The following is a 16433-nucleotide window of genomic DNA, read 5'->3' as shown; positions in this document are numbered from 1 at the left end:
GGTCAGAGTTTTTCAACTCCGAGCTAACTCAAGGTTAATTCCTAACCAATCAAAAGCAAACTTGCCGAGCCAGAGCTTAAAGTTCCCATACTCTTACTGTTGGAAGAAACTGTTAACCTAGTAAACATCTGGCGATGGAGAAAGCGGGTGGCCCATGGGGTTCCTAGCATCTCGTCGCGCTCAAAAAGAAGAAGACACCAGAGACTTTGATGCTTTCCAAAGTATCGCCGCTCAGGTAGTGGATGTTATGGCAACCGCTGGGGTGGTGCTGGATCTAAACAACTCAGTTCTTCGAGCATCTCCAGGTGCGATCCAATTAGGTCTGGTTCAAAACCGCCGACTCATTCACTCCAACTTGGTCAAACTGGTTGAGCAGGCTAAGAAGACCTCGGGCGCTGTCCAACAGGAATTGCTATTGGAAACCGGCCTTCGTCGAGAGAAGGTATGGGTTGAGGCAAGAGCAGCCCAATTCGGTGGCGAATACGTAATGCTGCTGGTCGATGACCGCACCGAGTCCAAGCAGTTAGAGGACACCAGACGAGACTTCGTGGCAAATGTTTCTCATGAGCTCAAGACTCCAATTGGAGCTATTGGGTTATTGGCCGAGGCAATTCAGGGTGCCACTGACGACTCCGAGATGGTCAAGAAGTTTGCCGAATCGATGCAAAAAGAAAGCCAGCGACTGGCGAATTTGGTTCAGGAGTTGATTCAGCTCTCCAAGGTTCAAGGTGCCAGAGTTGGCGAAAATTCAACCGAGGTTGACCTAGCTGCTGTCATTACAGATGCCGTGGACAGAAACCTCTTGATCGCAGAACAGCGCAATATTCGAGTTGTCTCGTCTGCCGAGGCAGGCACGGTTGTCATGGGTGACTACGAAATGCTTGTCACAGCGGTTAGAAACCTGATTGAGAACGCGATTGTTTACTCAAATCCAGCAAGCCAGGTGGGTATCGGACTCAAGGTCGTTGACGGGGTTGCAGAAATCGCAGTTACAGATTCGGGCTTAGGAATTTCCGAGAGTGACCAGAAGCGAATCTTTGAGCGCTTCTATCGCGTAGACCCATCCCGTTCTCGCGAGACCGGTGGCACCGGTCTGGGACTCTCGATCGTCAAGCACGTCGCCGCTAACCACGGTGGCGAGGTAAGACTATTTTCCCAACCCGGCGTTGGATCAACTTTCACCCTTCGACTGCCAATTGACACCCAGGAGATGCCATGACCCGCGTACTTGTAGTTGAAGATGAAATAAACCTAAGAGAGCCACTGGTGTTCCTTTTGCAACGCGAGGGATACGACGTCATCGAAGCCGAAGATGGTCTTGCCGCTTTGGACAGCTTCCGCACTCACGGTGCCGATATTGTGCTTTTGGACCTAATGCTTCCCGGTCTTTCGGGCAACGAGGTTTGCCGAGCAATTAGGGCCGAGAGCAGAGTGCCAGTGATCATGGTGACTGCAAAAGACACTGAGATCGACAAGGTTGTTGGCCTAGAAATCGGTGCCGACGACTATGTCACCAAGCCTTACTCCACCAGAGAGCTACTTGCTCGCATGAAGGCGGTATTGCGCCGCGGAGCAGAACCTCAGGCTGCCGAGCATGGTCTTTTGAAGGCAGGGCCGGTGGTTATGGACATCGAACGCCACGTGGTCACCGTAAATGGCGAAAAGATTCAAATGCCGCTGAAGGAATTTGAACTTCTAGAGCTTTTGATGGAGAACGTCAACCGCGTGCTAACCCGTGGTCAAATCATCGACCGGGTGTGGGGTTCAAACTACTTTGGTGACACCAAGACCTTGGATGTCCACGTAAAGCGAATTCGTTCAAAGATTGAAGAAGATCCTGCTCGACCACGTCACCTAATGACGGTTCGTGGCTTGGGTTACAAGTTCGAGATTTAGTTCAGGGATTCCGCGTATTCGCGGTATTCCAAAAGTGATCCATCCATCACTGGAACATTCAGTACAAACGGGTCTCCACCACCGGATACTGCAACGTCGTGAACTTGCCCTGGGTTGCCATCTAGCTGGAAAGTGATTGGCTCGGTGCCGTTGTAACCAATGTCAAACTTGGTTCCAGCCTTTACCGCAAACTCAACTCGGATGTCCTGGCCGGCAGAGTCCTTGGTCTGGACAGAGCCCACTAGGTCTTCTTGAGATGAGTTCACGAAGGAACCAATCAAAACTGCTCTGCCGCTTTCGCCCTGAATAAGCAAAACATTGCGGGCCTTTAGAGACTGTGCGTCAACCTGAACACCGTCGCTTGGAGCGTAAGGCTTAAGCGATTCCACATTGCCCGATAGAGAGCAGCCTGCCAACGACAGGCTGGCCAGGGCCACAAGGGTCAAAGAAGTAATTTTCTTTACGTTCACGAAGCTCTCCAAAGGACGCATTGGGCCAAGTCTAGCCTAGGAATTAGTGCCCATCTGTGGTAAACTCTGGGTTTTGGAGCCGAAAGAAGCGAATGAAGTTTGAAGTTGGCGAAACCGTTGTCTACCCTCACCACGGAGCTGCTGAAATTATCGAAGTTTCCGAAAAGAACATTCGCGGAATAACCAAGAAGTATCTAACCCTTCGCGTTGTCGTTCAGGGTTCAAAGCTCGAGTCTGGTTCCGAGGCGTCTCCTGATCGCCCAAGCCAAGAACTAATCATTCAAGTTCCAGAGGACAGCGTCACCGAAGTCGGCGTTCGCGATGTCATCGATAAAAAGGGTGTTCAGCAGGTATTTGACGTGCTGCGCGCAGAGTTCGTGGAGGAGCCAACCAACTGGTCTCGTCGTTACAAGGCAAACCTCGAGAAGCTAGCCTCGGGCGATGTTGTAAAGGTTTCCGAGGTGGTTCGAGACCTATGGCGTCGCGACCAGGATCGCGGTCTTTCAGCCGGTGAAAAGCGCATGTTGGCTAAAGCACGACAGATTTTGATTTCTGAACTGGCACTTGCTCGCAAGGTTGACGAGGTCAAGGCTTCGGCTGAGCTAGACAAGGTATTGGCTAGCTAAATCATGAACGTTGCGGTGGTTCTAGTTGCCGCCGGCAACGGCGAGCGACTCGGTGCTGGTATTCCAAAGGCCCTGGTTGCAGTTGGCGGTAAGTCACTACTTTCCCACGCACTGGAAGCAATCCAAAAATTTAACCCCAGCCAGTTGGTCGTGGTTGCTCACGAAGACCACGTCGATGAGTTTCAATCGCAGATTCAGACTGTTTACCAGGGCGAATTTTCTATTGCCAAGGGCGGAACATCTAGGCAGGGCTCGGTTGCAAATGGGCTTGCGCTAGTTAAAACGGAATTGGTTTTGATTCACGATGCCGCACGCTGCTTCGCATCTCCAGCACTATTTGAAGCGGTTGCCGCAGAACTTTCAAATTCCGACGTAGTGGTTCCGGTGGTTCCGGTCTCCGACACTGTGAAGCGGGTGTCGGGTAGTGATGTAGTTGGAACCGAGGACCGCAGCACCTTGCGACTTTCTCAAACGCCGCAGGGCTTCAAGACTGCTGCTCTGAAAAGCGCACTAGCCGAAGCCTCTTCCGAGTTCACCGACGATGCCGCTTTGATGCAAGCCATGGGGTTTTCAGTTAGATCGGTCCCGGGTGAGGTAAATGCTTTCAAGCTCACTACCAATTCTGATCTGGATCGCGCAAGACAAGACTTTGCTCAACGTGCCACCGGCATTGGCACCGATGCGCACAAGTTCTCAGACGCCGGTGAGCTGGTCCTTGGCTGCCTAGTTTGGCCCCAGCTTCCAAAACTCGAAGGTCACTCCGATGGCGACTCGATTGCTCACGCAATTGTGGATGCCATGCTGTCTGCTGCCGGTCTTGGGGATATCGGATCTAACTTTGGTGTCGACCGCCCGGAGTTTGCAGGTGCCAGCGGGGAAGTTTTTATCTCCGAAACTCTCAAGCTAATTGCGGCCAGGGGGTTCTCGGTTGAGAACGTTGCGGTCCAGGTGATTGCAGATAAGCCAAAGATTGGACCTAAGCGAAGCGAACTAGAAGCGCGCTTGAGTGAGGTTGTCGGAGCCAAAGTTTCGGTTGGTGCAACCACCACTGATGGGCTTGGGTTCCTGTCGGATTCTAGGGGAGTTGCAGCGGTTGCAACGGCGTTGTTGAAGGTGCTTGGTTAGGCTTTGGACATGAAGATTTTTGACACCAGAACGCAGGCGTTGCGGGACTTTACTCCCATAACTGCCGGTCGGGTTGGAATCTACGTTTGCGGACCAACCGTGCAGTCTTCAGCACACATCGGACACCTGCGATCAGCGCTTGCCTATGACGTGATGACAAGGTGGCTCACCCACCTTGGACTAGAGGTCACGCTGGTTCGAAATGTCACCGACATCGATGACAAGGTGCTTGAAAAAGCAGTTGAGCAAAACCAAAACTGGTGGTCGTTGGCCTACGCCAATGAACTTCTATTCGCATCTGATTTTAGAAGATTGGGCATCGGCGCACCTTCTTATGAGCCGCGTGCCACTGGGCACATTCCTCAGATGCTGAAGCTAATTGAAACTTTGATCGAACGCGGTCACGCCTATCGAGCCCTTGATGGCTCAAGCAATGTTTACTTCGACACTGCCAGCTGGCCTGGGTACGGCGAGCTAACCAATCAGTCGCCAGAAGACATGGAGTCTCAAGAAGCCACCTCGGACAAAAAGCGCGCTCAGGACTTCGCACTTTGGAAAGCCGCAAAGTCAGCTGAGCCGGATACTGCCTCCTGGGATTCCGCTTTTGGCCCTGGACGCCCTGGGTGGCACATCGAGTGCTCAGCGATGGCAAGTCACTACCTTGGTGAAAACTTTGATATCCACGGCGGCGGATTGGATCTACGGTTTCCACACCATGAAAACGAATTAGCTCAGTCATCGGCTGCCGGTCAAGGCTTTGCCAACTACTGGGTGCACAACGGACTGGTCACGGTAGCCGGTCAGAAGATGAGTAAGTCACTTGGTAACTCGGTTTACTCAAGCGATCTATTCGCCCTTGCTAGCGCGCAAACGGTTCGCTACTACCTAAGTTCCGCCCACTACCGCTCGGTTTTGGATTACCAGCCATCGGTCTTGGAAGAAGCAGATGCTGCCCTTGGCAGAATCTTGGGCTTCTTAGAGCGCGCAGCGCGTGAGCTAGCACCAACTCGTTTTAGCGAGCAGGGTGCTGATGTGGCTATCCCTGCTGAGTTTGCCACCGAGATGAACGATGACTTTAACGTGCCGGCTGCCCTTGCGGTGGTTCACGAACTGGTTCGCTCCGGTAACTCTGATCTGGATGAGCAAAGACTTCGTGAGGCTGCCGAAAAGCGCGACCAGGTCAATTTGATGCTTGAGATTTTAGGGTTGGCACCAACCCAGTGGCAGTCTCAGGTTTCTCGCGAGCACCAAGCTCTTGATTCTCTGGTCCAGGCACTAATTGCCGAGCGTGATCGAGCTCGCGATGCCAAAGACTACGCAACCGCAGATCGAATTAGAGAACAACTTTCCGCAAGTTCCATTGAGCTATCGGATTCACAAAACCAAACACACTGGAGTCTGAGCTAATGGCAAAAATTGGAAGGCCCGGAGCGGCCAAGGGTAAAAAGGGTGCCGTCAAGGGCACCGGCGGTCACGGCCGTCAGGCACTTGAGGGTCGCGGCCCAACCCCAAAGGCGGAAGATCGTCCCTACCACAAGGCATACAAGGCCAAGAAGGCAGCAGCTGCAGGAGTCAAGCCAAAGACCGAGGCAAGAACTAGCCGCAAGGGTGAGTTCGTTGCTGGTCGCTCTGGAATGGGCGCTCGCGCCATCTCCGGCGAGGTGCTCTCTGGCCGTAACTCGGTGGTTGAGGCGCTAAAGGCCAAGATCCCAGCCACTGCATTGTTTATTGCTCAGCGCATTGAGATGGATGACCGCGTTAAGGAATCAATCGCAATCGCCACTGGTCGCGGTATTCCATTTTCTGAAGTTACTCGCGCAGAGATAGACCGCATGACCGGTGGTGACAGCGTCCACCAGGGAATTGCTCTGCAGGTTCCGCCTTATGACTACAAACACCCAATGGAACTTCTGGATAGAGCACTATCAACCGGTCACCTGCCACTCCTGGTGGCTCTTGATGGTGTTACCGACCCTAGAAACCTAGGTGCGATTATTCGCTCGATCGCCGCCTTTGGCGGTCACGGTGTTGTCCTGCCGCAGCGTCGAAGCGTTGGAGTGACTGCGGCGGCTTGGAAGACCAGCGCCGGTGCTGCCGCCCGTATGCCGGTTGCACTTGCTTCGAATTTGAATCAGACCATCAAGGAATACAAGGCGCGTGGTGTATTCGTGATTGGTCTTGATGGCGATGGCGATGTGATGCTTCCGGAATTCACCTTGGCGGACAAGCCACTTTTGGTAGTGGTTGGCTCGGAGGGTAAGGGACTATCTCGCCTGGTTCAGGAGAACTGCGATCAGGTGGTTTCGATTCCTATTACCGCGGCAACAGAGTCACTAAACGCAGGTATTGCGGCATCTGTTGCGCTCTATCAGATCTCGAGTATGCGCTCTTAGACTCGATCTCTCCAGTCGCCTTCTTCATTATCGTCTTCGACGACGATGAGTCCAGAGGGGACAGCTTCGGCCAGCGTAATGTTCTCGGTGGTAGGGGAACCAATTAGGGATTCTTCATCGCGACGCTTCGAGAGCACCTCGGAAACGTAGCTGCGCACCGATTCCAAAAGCGATACGTCACCTCCAGCATTTTCGGACATATACCAGCGGTGCTCCAGCACCTCGTGGAAGACCTCGGCCGGTTCTAACTTGCCGGTGTATTCGCTTGGGATCGCTGCAATTACCGGTTCATAAACTTCGCTGAGCCACTCGTGAGCAAGCACTTCCTCATCTGCTCCAGGGCGCTTATGAGCAAGCCGATACTCATCGATATCATTTAGCAGCCTTCGGGCTTGGTTCTCTTCAACATCCAAACCAGTGAGCAACAAAAGTCTTCTGGCGTGGTGGCCGGCATCAACCACCTTTGGCTGAATCCGCACCGCGGTGCCACCTTGCTCTTGGCTCATGCCTAGCTCTTCGATGTCAAAACCAAGCTCATTCAAGCGCTGAACGCGACGAGAGATTCTCCAGCGTTCGGTGGCGTCGAAAACTTCGGTGGCCGTTAGCTCTTTCCAGAGTTCGTGATACATATCCACGATGCGCTGGCTGATTTGGTTGGCATCGATCTCGGAGGCTGCTTTGCCGGAGGCAATCAGGTCCATTAGTTCACCGGCGATGTTTACGCGTGCGATCTCTAGATCATTCTCACGCTGGCCATTGGAGAGCCTTGAGTCATAGAGCTGGCCGGTTTCGGCGTCCACCAGGTAGGCAGCGAATTTTCCCGCATCTCTTCTAAACAAAGTGTTGGAAAGCGAAACGTCTCCCCAGAAAAATCCAACCAGGTGTAATCGAACCAATAGCAGTGCGAGTGCATCGACGAGGCGCTTAGCGGTTTGCTCCCTGAGTCCCTGCGACCACATTGCACGGTAGGGGAGTGAGAATTTTAAGTGACGGGTGATCAACACCGCAGGCAGCTCTTCGCCGTTTTCATCGGTTCGGTTATTGATGATGGCAAATGGCTCAACGCATGGAATGTCTAGCTTTTCCAATTTGCGGAGCATGTCATATTCACGCTTTGCAAGTTCGAACAGTGTCTCTTTAATGGCGATTACATGCTCGCCAAGGTGGGCAAATCGAACGGTGTGACGCGACAACCCCTTCGGCAAAGCCACGATGTTCTCTTTGGGCCAATCCTCCAACGGCAAATGCCACGGCAGATCCAGCAGTGCTGGTTCTGCCGTGGCAGCCGTAATGTTTAGTTGATTTGGCATTGGGCCTTAGTTAAGGCGCTCGCCGCTCTCTGCGTCAAAGACGTGAACAGCTGAAGCGTCTGCGTGCAGGTGAATCTTGTCTCCAGCGCGTGGGTGGTCAATTGGGTCAACGCGAACAACCACGTTGTGCTCTTGGCCATCTAGGTGAACGCGACCGTATAGGTAGCCGTCCGAACCTAGCTCTTCAACTACGTCGACATCTACCTCTAGTCCGTGAGCTGAAGGCGATAGCTTCTCTGGGCGGATACCAACGGTTACGCGGTTACCAGATGCCTTGGAGAGGATGTCGCGGTCAATTGGAAGCACCGAGTCACCAAACTGAACTCCACCGTCGATGATTGGTAGCTGGATTAGGTTCATGGCTGGGGAGCCGATGAATCCTGCTACGAACACGTTGGATGGGCGGTCGTAAAGGTTACGAGGAGTGTCGACCTGCTGCAGTAGTCCGTCCTTTAGAACAGCTACGCGGTCACCCATGGTCATGGCCTCAACCTGGTCGTGGGTAACGTAAACAGTGGTTACACCCAAGCGACGCTGAAGCGATGCAATCTGGGTGCGGGTCTGAACACGAAGCTTTGCGTCCAAGTTAGATAGTGGCTCATCCATTAGGAATACCTGTGGCTGGCGAACGATCGCGCGGCCCATGGCCACACGCTGACGCTGACCACCAGAAAGTGCCTTTGGCTTGCGGTTTAGGTATGGCTCTAGGTCTAGTAGCTTGGCTGCCTCTAGAACGCGCGCTGCGCGCTCTTCTTTGTTAACGCCAGCAATCTTTAGGGCGAATCCCATGTTCTCCGCCACGGTCATGTGTGGGTACAGAGCGTAGTTCTGGAAAACCATTGCGATGTCGCGGTCTTTAGGTGGTACGTCGGTAACCTCGCGGTCACCAATGTAGATGCCACCTTCGTTTACTTCTTCTAGGCCGGCAAGCATGCGCAGCGAAGTTGATTTTCCACAGCCAGAAGGACCTACTAGAACTAGAAACTCGCCGTCTCTAACCTCTAGGTTCAAATTGTCTACTGCTGGCTTGGTCCCACCTGGGTAAGTGCGGGTTGCATTGCGAAATGACACTGATGCCATGATTTTCTCCTCCACCGGCGGTACGTGCCGGACGATCCTTCGTGAATGGATGCTGCCCCCAATTGAGGCAACTGGTTAAGTATCGCACCTCGGATACACTTATACGACTTCGTAACCAAGCTGATACCGAACCAAGGTAGGAACCAATGACTTCGAACCACAAGCAAACTCGCTCAGAGCAGCGTGACGCAGCCCGCCAGAAGGCAAAGGCACTTCGCGAGCAGAACCAGAAAAAGGCCAAGCGCTCAAAGCTAGTAATTCAGCTTTCAGTTGTTCTTGTCGCCTTGGGAATCGTTGGTGGTGTGGCGGCAGTTATCGCCATTGAAGCCGCTAACCGGGTGGCTGCGCCAGTTGTTGACGATGTCCCAAAAAACCTAACTGAGCTTGGTGGCCTAAAGATCGGCGTTGGTCTGCAGGCTTTCACCGCAGACAAGACCCCTACCCCAGAGGCCTCAGAGACCAAGGCCCCGGAAATCGTTGTTTATGTTGACTACCAGTGTCCAATCTGCCAGGCGTTTGATCTGCCAAACTCCGCACAAATTCGCTCCTGGGTTGACACCGGTGCAGCAACGGTTGAGATTCGTCCAATATCCTTCCTAGACCGTGCATCGCTAAACGAGTACTCCTCGAGAGCAGCAAACGCAGCCTTCTGCGTTGCAAACTTTGAGCCAGACAGCTACTTCGACATGCACTCAAACCTCATGATCAACCAGCCTGCCGAAGGCCAGGAAGGTCTTGATGACAACGAGCTTTACAAAGTCGCGCAGCAGTCAGGTGCCGGCACTGACGAGGTCAAGGGCTGCATCCAAAACAAGAGCTTCGCCGATTACATAGAACAGCGCACCCAGAAGGTGCTAAACACCCCTCAGCAGGGCGTTACGGTAACTGGCACCCCAACCGTGTTGGTCAACGGCGCCAAGTTCACCTGGGCGACCGGAGACGAGCTAGTTTCCCCTGAGTTCTTTGCTCAGTTCGTGCAGACTGCGAGCGCCGAGTAAAGGATTCTGGCCGGCAACCACTCGGTTCGGGTGGGTGCCGTTAATCACTAGCTGATTGTGGCGCAGTACTCAGAAAGCGTGAAGACTTGTCCTCCGAGGGCACTCTTTGCCTCGTCTAGATTCTGGAATACAGCCTGTTCGCCAGAAAGAACCAAAATCCAGGTCTCTCCTACCAGAAGCTTCTCGACTACCGAAGGGTCTTCACCGGAGCTAGCACATGGCTCTGCCATGGAACTTTGGAAAAGCTCCTTGGTTGGCGAAAAGCCAAGGCTAATTGCCCCGTCAATTCCTTCCGTCTCGCACTCTATCCAGGCGATGTTATCCACCGTTCCCTGCGAGGGGTTTGGGCAATCAAAACCTGCTGTTTCTAATGCTTTGCTTGCCTGACTTAGTGTTGTGATTGTGGTTTCGCTCGCAGAGCACCCAGCCAAAAGCAAGATCACTGCAACTAATGAGATTCTCTTCATGGTTCCCTCCTACTCACAGAGGTTAGTAGAGAGCAGCGGCGACACCATTGCTCCCTCTCCAGTAATCGGTAAATTCCACAAAGGCTTAAATTCAATAAGTTCGAAGCATCAGTCACTAATTTTGCTGGCCATTCCAACAACAACGTGAGATACCGTAAGCAGCGCTCCCCGATGAACCCTTGAGTCCATTAGTATTTAGGCGGTTGCCGACCTGGCGCAATTGGTAGCGCACCGTACTTGTAATGCGGGGGTTACGGGTTCGAGTCCCGTGGTCGGCTCTAGAGGCCCAGATCCTTGAGGTTGGTCAGGACATCGTTTCTCTAGCTGCGATGGGTGCAATCATCGCGAACTTCATTTAGTACTAATCGCCTAACAGCTCGGCACCGAGGGATTGCTCGCGTTATGCGAGATACTAGACACCGTGATGACAACGAGGTTAGAGCACGATCTTTTAGGGGAGCGCGAAATCCCCGCCAACGCTTACTGGGGTATTCATACCCTTAGAGCTATTGAAAACTTTCCAATTACCGGAGTCCCGATTGGGCACTACCGTTCTTTGGTGCGCGGACTCGGCTTTATCAAGGAAGCCTCCGCTAAAGCCAACCTAAAGCTTGGTGTTATTACCCAAGAGCTGGCCGATCCGATCATTAAGGCATCAATTGAGGTGCGCGATGGGCTCTGGGATGCCGAGTTTGCGGTAGACGCCATTCAAGGTGGTGCTGGAACCTCAACGAATATGAATGCCAATGAAGTGATTGCAAACCGTGCTCTTGAAATTGCCGGTTTTCAAAAGGGTGAATACGACGAGATTCACCCACTGAATCACGTGAATGCATCTCAGTCCACCAATGACGTTTACCCAACCGCTATCAAGGTTTCGCTAATCATTGAGAGCTTGGCACTTATCAAGCAGGTTGAGCACTTGCGCAAGGCAATTGACAGAAAAGCCTTGGAGTTCAAGGACATCCTCAAGATGGGTCGCACTCAGCTGCAGGATGCCGTGCCAATGACTTTGGGTCAGGAATTCACCGCATGGTCTTTGACACTCGGCGAAGATCAAAGTCGCCTCAGGGAGGTCATTCCGCTACTGAGTGAACTAAACCTCGGTGGCACCGCTATTGGAACTCGCCTCAATACCCCGGACGGCTATGCCGAGTTGGTGGTGGATATCTTGAGCGAGCTCTGTGAGCACCCATTTAGGTTGGCCGAGAACCTAATTGAGGCAACCAGCGACACCGGTGTCTTTGTCTCTACCTCCAGCGTCCTCAAGCGTCTTGCCACCAAGTTGTCAAAGATCTCAAATGACCTAAGGCTGCTCTCTTCTGGCCCAAGGGCTGGCTTTGGTGAGATCAACCTGCCTGCCAGGCAGGCCGGTTCTTCGATCATGCCAGGCAAGGTAAATCCGGTTATCCCTGAGGCGGTGAACCAGATTGCTTTCCAGGTAATTGGTAATGACATAACAGTCACAATGGCTTCTGAGGCTGGACAGCTGCAGCTAAATGCTTTCGAACCGATTATTGCCAGGTCTTTGATGATGAATCTGGTTTACCTGCGCAAGGCCTGCCAGATCCTGGCTGACTTTTGCATCGATGGCATTACCGCAAATGTCGAGTTCCTCAAATTCACAGTCGAGAACTCAATTGGCTTAGTTACTGCCCTGGCTCCAACTCTTGGCTACGAAGCAGCTTCGCTAATTGCCAAGCACGCCCAAGAACACAGGCTCTCGGTGAAGCAATCAGCCAGTCAATTGGGGTTGATGACTGAGGAAGAGTTTGATGCCATCTTGGGAGATGTTGATCGAATTACTGGCCGAGGCTAGTTGCCAAAACCAAAGTAATTAGCGGAGCAAAGATTAGAGCCGGTAGTAGATCCGCTACCGACACCATTCGAATCTTGAGCACTCGCAATCCTGTTCCTAAAAGCAAAATGCCTCCGGTTGCAGTGATAGACGCGACGGCCGCCTGAGAGAGCACATCTCCAACGCTTGCAGAGAGAATCGTCAGCAACCCTTGCCAGAGTCCAACCGGAATTGCAGAAAATGCAACTCCCCAGCCCATGGTTGCCGAGAAGGCTACTGAGGTAAAACCGTCGAGGGTTGACTTGAGCGCCAGAATTTCAAAACCTTGACCCAGCCCATCTTGCAATGCACCAAGCACTGCCATTGGGCCAATGGTGAAAAGCAGCGCTGCATTGACAAAGCCCTGAATAAATTGGTCTTTGTCACCCTTGCCTTTGGTCTTGGCTTGAAGCCAAACTCCAAACTGCTCGAGCCGCTCTTCAATCTTGAGAAGCGACCCGGTTACGCCTCCAAGCAGCAATGCTGCGAGCACCACCAGGATGGTCGGGAAGACGCCGGTTGCTTTTGCAAAGGCCTCATCACCTAGATCTGCAAGGTTGAGTGCACCAATAACTAGAACGATGAGTCCCATTGCGTCGGTGAGGGTGCGGCTCATCTTCTCGGGAAGTCGATTTCCCAAAAGCACGCCGATTGCCGAGCCAACGACTATGGCAAGAACATTGATGAGCGTGCCCAAAGGACTATGCGCCTAGTGAGCTAAGTAGTTCGTAGACCAGGAAGGCTGGCCAGACCAGGGCCTTCAGAAATCCAAGCAAACCCATCCAGAAGTCAGTTGCCGTGGAGATGTAGTAGATAACCGCTCCAATAAAACCAAAAGCGTAAATTGAACCGGTTCCTGCAGAAACTTTAGCCATGCCTCAACTCTACTGAGCAGGCTTGAAGGTGATGCTCACAGAGTTGATGCAGTAGCGATCTCCGGTTGGAGTTTGTGGGGCATCTTCGAAGACGTGACCTAGGTGACCGCCACACTTCTTACAGCGAACTTCGGTTCTAACCATTCCGTGGGCACGATCTTCGATGTATTCAATGGCGTCGTTGTCCTGTGGCTTATAGAAGCTTGGCCAACCGCAGTGCGAGTCAAACTTGGTGTCAGCCTCAAACAAAAACGCATCGCAACCGCGGCAGTGGTAGCTACCAGCACGCTTCTCATCTAGTAGTTCACCGGTGTAAGCACGCTCGGTACCGGCCATGCGCAGCACGTGATATTCGAACTCATTGAGCTCAGATTTCCACTGCTCGTCAGTTTTATAGACCTCGTACATCAATTCAACTTTCGCTAATTAGCTTTATAACCCTTTAGTAACACAAAAAATAGGTTATTCAATTCCTTTGCTTTTCACCCTTAAGTGCGTAAAGTTGGGATGTCGGAGTGGGACCTAGGTTGAAGCCCGATGCATTCGTGAAGTACTCGAATGCCGGAATTGCATCAGGAGCATCAACATGGCACAAGGAACCGTAAAGTGGTTCAACTCTGAAAAGGGTTTTGGTTTCATCACTCAGGACGGCGGTCCAGACGTATTCGTACACTTCTCCGCTATTCAGACCGATGGTTACCGCGAATTGAAGGAAAACCAGCGAGTCGAGTTCGACGTAAAGACCGGTGACAAAGGCCCTCAGGCCGAGAACGTCAACGTCCTCTAATAGAACAAAGATCTCAAGTCAGGCCGATGTGCGAAAGCACATCGGCCTTTCACTTGCACTCTGGTCCTGAGAGTGCTAAAAATGTATTAGCACTCAACTATGCCGAGTGCTAAACCAAAACTTTTAACTGCAATCGGGAGAAACCCAAATGGCAAAAATCATTCACTTCAACGAAGACGCTCGTCGCGGACTAGAGCGCGGACTAAACATTCTGGCTGACACCGTAAAGGTGACCCTTGGACCTCGTGGACGCAACGTCGTTCTAGAGAAGAAGTGGGGCGCCCCAACCATCACCAACGATGGTGTTTCGATCGCCAAGGAGATTGAGCTAAGCGACCCGCTAGAGCGAATTGGCGCGGAGCTAGTAAAGGAAGTTGCTAAGAAGACCGACGACGTTGCCGGTGATGGAACCACCACCGCAACCGTGCTAGCCCAGGCGCTAGTAAAAGAGGGCCTTCGCAACGTGGCTGCTGGTGCAGACCCAATCTCGCTAAAGCGCGGTATCGACAAGGCTTCTGCCGCTGTCACCGAAGCTCTGCTAAAGATGGCAGTTCCAGTTGAGACCAAGGAGCAGATTGCTGCTACCGCTTCGATCTCTGCTGGTGACTCAGTCATCGGTGAGATCATCGCCGAGGCAATCGACAAGGTTGGTAAGGAAGGTGTTGTAACCGTTGAGGAGTCAAACACTTTCGGTATCCAGCTTGAGCTAACCGAGGGTATGCGCTTTGACAAGGGTTACGTTTCTGCCTACATGGTGAGCGACCCAGAGCGCCAGGAGGCAATCCTGGAGGATGCTTACATCCTGATCGCCAACAACAAGATCTCCAACATGAAGGACCTGCTTCCAATTGTTGACAAGGTTATGCAGGCCGGAAAGCCACTGCTAATCATTGCTGAGGACATCGAGGGCGAAGCCCTTGCAACCTTGGTTGTAAACAAGATCCGTGGCATCTTCAAGTCTGTTGCTGTAAAGGCTCCAGGCTTTGGTGACCGTCGTAAGGCTATGTTGCAGGACATCGCAATCTTGACCGGTGGACAGGTTATCGCCGAAGAGGTTGGCCTGAAGCTTGAGAACACCGAGCTTGCAATGCTGGGACGCGCTCGCAAGGTGGTAATCACCAAGGACGAGACCACCATCGTTGAGGGTGCTGGTGACTCTGACCAGATCAAGGGTCGCGTTGAGCAGATTCGTCGCGAGATCACCAACACTGACTCTGACTACGACCGCGAGAAGCTACAGGAGCGTCTAGCCAAGCTAGCCGGTGGTGTAGCTGTGATCAAGGCGGGTGCTGCAACTGAGGTTGAACTTAAGGAGCGCAAGCACCGCATTGAGGACGCAGTTCGTAACGCAAAGGCAGCGGTTGAAGAAGGCATCGTCGCCGGTGGTGGTGTTGCACTGCTTCAGGCTGGCAAGGTTGCGTTCAAGGACCTAAACCTAACTGGTGACGAAGCTACCGGTGCTCGCATCGTGGCGGTTGCAATCTCTGCGCCACTAAAGCAGATTGCGCTAAACGCAGGTCTTGAGCCTGGTGTAGTTGCTGAGAAGGTTTCCAACCTGCCAGACGGTCACGGTCTAAACGCCGCTACCGGTGAGTATGTAGACATGCTCAAGGCCGGTATCAACGACCCAGTGAAGGTAACTCGCTCTGCACTGCAGAATGCAGCTTCCATCGCAGGTCTATTCCTAACCACCGAGGCCGTTGTGGCCGAGCGCCCAGAGCCTGCTTCGGCTCCTGCTGGCGACGCTGGTGCGGGAATGGACTTCTAAAGAAGTAAGTACAAAAAAGCCGGGGTGGTAATCACCCCGGCTTTTTTCTTTAAGTTTTTCGCTTTAGGAGATTGGAATCTCGAAGCTAAAGGTGGCTCCACCGCCCGGGGTAGCTTCTGTCCAGATTGTTCCGCCGTGAGCATTGATTATTGACCTTGCAATCGCGAGTCCCAGGCCTGAGCCACCGGTCTCTCGGTTTCTTGAATTGTCAGCTCGATAGAAGCGATCAAACACCTTTTCCTGAAGCGGCTCAGGTATGCCATCACCGCTGTCAATAACCGAAACTTTGATGTTCTTATCAACCCTGGCTACCAATACTGCGACGGTGGATCCCGTAGGGGCAAAGCGAGAGGCATTTGCAACCAGGTTGGTCAAAACCTGTTTGATGCGGTCGGCATCGAGTTCGACCTCCAGGTTTTTGGTCTGATCTTCGAGTTCAAACTTCACATCTGGATTGGCAACCGAGGCATCTTTGATCACCGGCGTTGCTATGGATTCCAGAGCCACCTTTTGTTTGGTGAGCTGCCCTAGTTCGTCCATGCGGGTCAAGGTCAGCAGCGACTCCACCAAACCGGACATCCGGATCGCTTCTGACTCGATTCGTTCCATCGCCTCAGCGACGTCCTTCGGTTTCTTGATGGCTCCCATGCGATAAAGCTCGGCATAGCCTCGGACTGTCACAAGCGGGGTTCTTAGCTCATGACTGGCATCTGAAACAAAGCGCCTCATCTGCTCCAGGGTCTTGTCTTTGCCTTTCACTGCAGACTCGATCGAATCCAACATGCTGTTTAGGGCGTTGTT

18 protein-coding genes and 1 tRNA gene are annotated in these 16433 nt (G+C 52.7%); 11 read left to right on the top strand and 8 right to left on the bottom strand.

Annotation, left to right across the window (positions count from 1 at the left end; all coding sequences use genetic code 11):
- Positions 1-154: 154 nt before the first annotated feature.
- Entirely contained in the window at positions 155-1219 is a 1065-nt protein-coding gene (locus tag AC128V_RS00095) for a sensor histidine kinase (protein WP_482762646.1), read from the top strand.
- On the top strand, positions 1216-1896 hold the full coding sequence (locus AC128V_RS00090) for a response regulator (RefSeq protein WP_482762645.1): 681 nt from the start codon (positions 1216-1218) through the stop codon (positions 1894-1896). Before AC128V_RS00095 ends, AC128V_RS00090 begins: the two co-directional genes overlap by 4 nt.
- Here AC128V_RS00090 and AC128V_RS00085 read toward each other — a convergent pair.
- Positions 1893-2387, bottom strand: a complete 495-nt coding sequence (locus AC128V_RS00085) for a hypothetical protein (protein WP_482762644.1) — start codon at positions 2385-2387, stop codon at positions 1893-1895. The genes AC128V_RS00090 and AC128V_RS00085 overlap by 4 nt on opposite strands.
- Positions 2388-2458: 71 nt before the next feature.
- Here AC128V_RS00085 and AC128V_RS00080 point away from each other — a divergent pair, with 71 nt between their 5' ends.
- Genes AC128V_RS00080 through rlmB form a run of 4 tightly spaced genes read left to right on the top strand, consistent with a single transcriptional unit; the run spans position 2459 to position 6510 of the window.
- Positions 2459-2992: a CarD family transcriptional regulator gene (locus AC128V_RS00080; protein WP_482762643.1), complete on the top strand. Its 534-nt coding sequence runs from the start codon at positions 2459-2461 to the stop codon at positions 2990-2992.
- Positions 2993-2995: 3 nt separating this feature from the next.
- Positions 2996-4117, top strand: coding sequence for a 2-C-methyl-D-erythritol 4-phosphate cytidylyltransferase (ispD, locus tag AC128V_RS00075; RefSeq protein ID WP_482762642.1), 1122 nt, complete (start codon positions 2996-2998; stop codon positions 4115-4117).
- Between the two features lie 3 nt (positions 4118-4120).
- Complete coding sequence (gene cysS, locus AC128V_RS00070; RefSeq protein WP_482762641.1) at positions 4121-5524, top strand: cysteine--tRNA ligase; 1404 nt, start codon at positions 4121-4123, stop codon at positions 5522-5524.
- Positions 5524-6510 (top strand): 23S rRNA (guanosine(2251)-2'-O)-methyltransferase RlmB, encoded by a 987-nt coding sequence (gene rlmB, locus AC128V_RS00065; RefSeq protein ID WP_482762640.1) that lies wholly within the window; start codon positions 5524-5526, stop codon positions 6508-6510. The genes cysS and rlmB overlap by 1 nt, the downstream gene beginning before the upstream one ends.
- Here rlmB and AC128V_RS00060 read toward each other — a convergent pair.
- Entirely contained in the window at positions 6507-7820 is a 1314-nt protein-coding gene (locus AC128V_RS00060; RefSeq protein ID WP_482762639.1) for a DUF4032 domain-containing protein, read from the bottom strand. The genes rlmB and AC128V_RS00060 overlap by 4 nt on opposite strands.
- Before the next feature lie 6 nt (positions 7821-7826).
- Entirely contained in the window at positions 7827-8900 is a 1074-nt protein-coding gene (locus tag AC128V_RS00055) for an ABC transporter ATP-binding protein (protein WP_482762638.1), read from the bottom strand.
- A 146-nt stretch (positions 8901-9046) separates the two neighbouring features.
- On the opposite strand from AC128V_RS00055, the gene AC128V_RS00050 reads away from it, so the two are divergent.
- Positions 9047-9898, top strand: coding sequence for a DsbA family protein (locus AC128V_RS00050; protein WP_482762637.1), 852 nt, complete (start codon positions 9047-9049; stop codon positions 9896-9898).
- A gap of 47 nt (positions 9899-9945) precedes the next feature.
- Here the strand turns inward: AC128V_RS00050 and AC128V_RS00045 are convergent, their stop codons facing one another.
- Positions 9946-10365: a hypothetical protein gene (locus AC128V_RS00045; RefSeq protein ID WP_482762636.1), complete on the bottom strand. Its 420-nt coding sequence runs from the start codon at positions 10363-10365 to the stop codon at positions 9946-9948.
- Between the two features lie 205 nt (positions 10366-10570).
- On the opposite strand from AC128V_RS00045, the gene AC128V_RS00040 reads away from it, so the two are divergent.
- Together AC128V_RS00040 and AC128V_RS00035 are read left to right on the top strand one after the other, a co-directional pair.
- Positions 10571-10643 (top strand) — tRNA-Thr (locus AC128V_RS00040).
- A 146-nt stretch (positions 10644-10789) separates the two neighbouring features.
- On the top strand, positions 10790-12184 hold the full coding sequence (locus AC128V_RS00035; RefSeq protein WP_482762635.1) for an aspartate ammonia-lyase: 1395 nt from the start codon (positions 10790-10792) through the stop codon (positions 12182-12184).
- Here the strand turns inward: AC128V_RS00035 and AC128V_RS00030 are convergent.
- From AC128V_RS00030 to msrB, 3 genes are read right to left on the bottom strand one after another with little or no spacing between them, the layout of a single operon-like run.
- A complete protein-coding gene (locus AC128V_RS00030; protein ID WP_482762634.1) occupies positions 12168-12899 on the bottom strand; it encodes a DUF554 domain-containing protein in 732 nt (243 codons plus the stop codon). The two genes, AC128V_RS00035 and AC128V_RS00030, sit on opposite strands and share 17 nt — an antisense overlap.
- Before the next feature lie 4 nt (positions 12900-12903).
- A complete protein-coding gene (locus AC128V_RS00025) occupies positions 12904-13077 on the bottom strand; it encodes a hypothetical protein (RefSeq protein WP_482762633.1) in 174 nt (57 codons plus the stop codon).
- Between the two features lie 9 nt (positions 13078-13086).
- Complete coding sequence (msrB, locus tag AC128V_RS00020; RefSeq protein ID WP_482762632.1) at positions 13087-13488, bottom strand: peptide-methionine (R)-S-oxide reductase MsrB; 402 nt, start codon at positions 13486-13488, stop codon at positions 13087-13089.
- Between the two features lie 175 nt (positions 13489-13663).
- Here msrB and AC128V_RS00015 point away from each other — a divergent pair, with 175 nt between their 5' ends.
- On the top strand, positions 13664-13864 hold the full coding sequence (locus AC128V_RS00015) for a cold-shock protein (RefSeq protein WP_482762631.1): 201 nt from the start codon (positions 13664-13666) through the stop codon (positions 13862-13864).
- A gap of 148 nt (positions 13865-14012) precedes the next feature.
- Positions 14013-15632: a chaperonin GroEL gene (gene groL, locus AC128V_RS00010; protein ID WP_482762630.1), complete on the top strand. Its 1620-nt coding sequence runs from the start codon at positions 14013-14015 to the stop codon at positions 15630-15632.
- Positions 15633-15695: 63 nt separating this feature from the next.
- Here the strand turns inward: groL and AC128V_RS00005 are convergent.
- Positions 15696-16433 (bottom strand): sensor histidine kinase (locus AC128V_RS00005; RefSeq protein WP_482762629.1); only part of this gene is annotated, 738 nt, incomplete at its 5' end.

This window comes from Aquiluna sp. (genome assembly GCF_965064355.1).
This window is presented reverse-complemented; position numbering and strand designations above follow the sequence as displayed.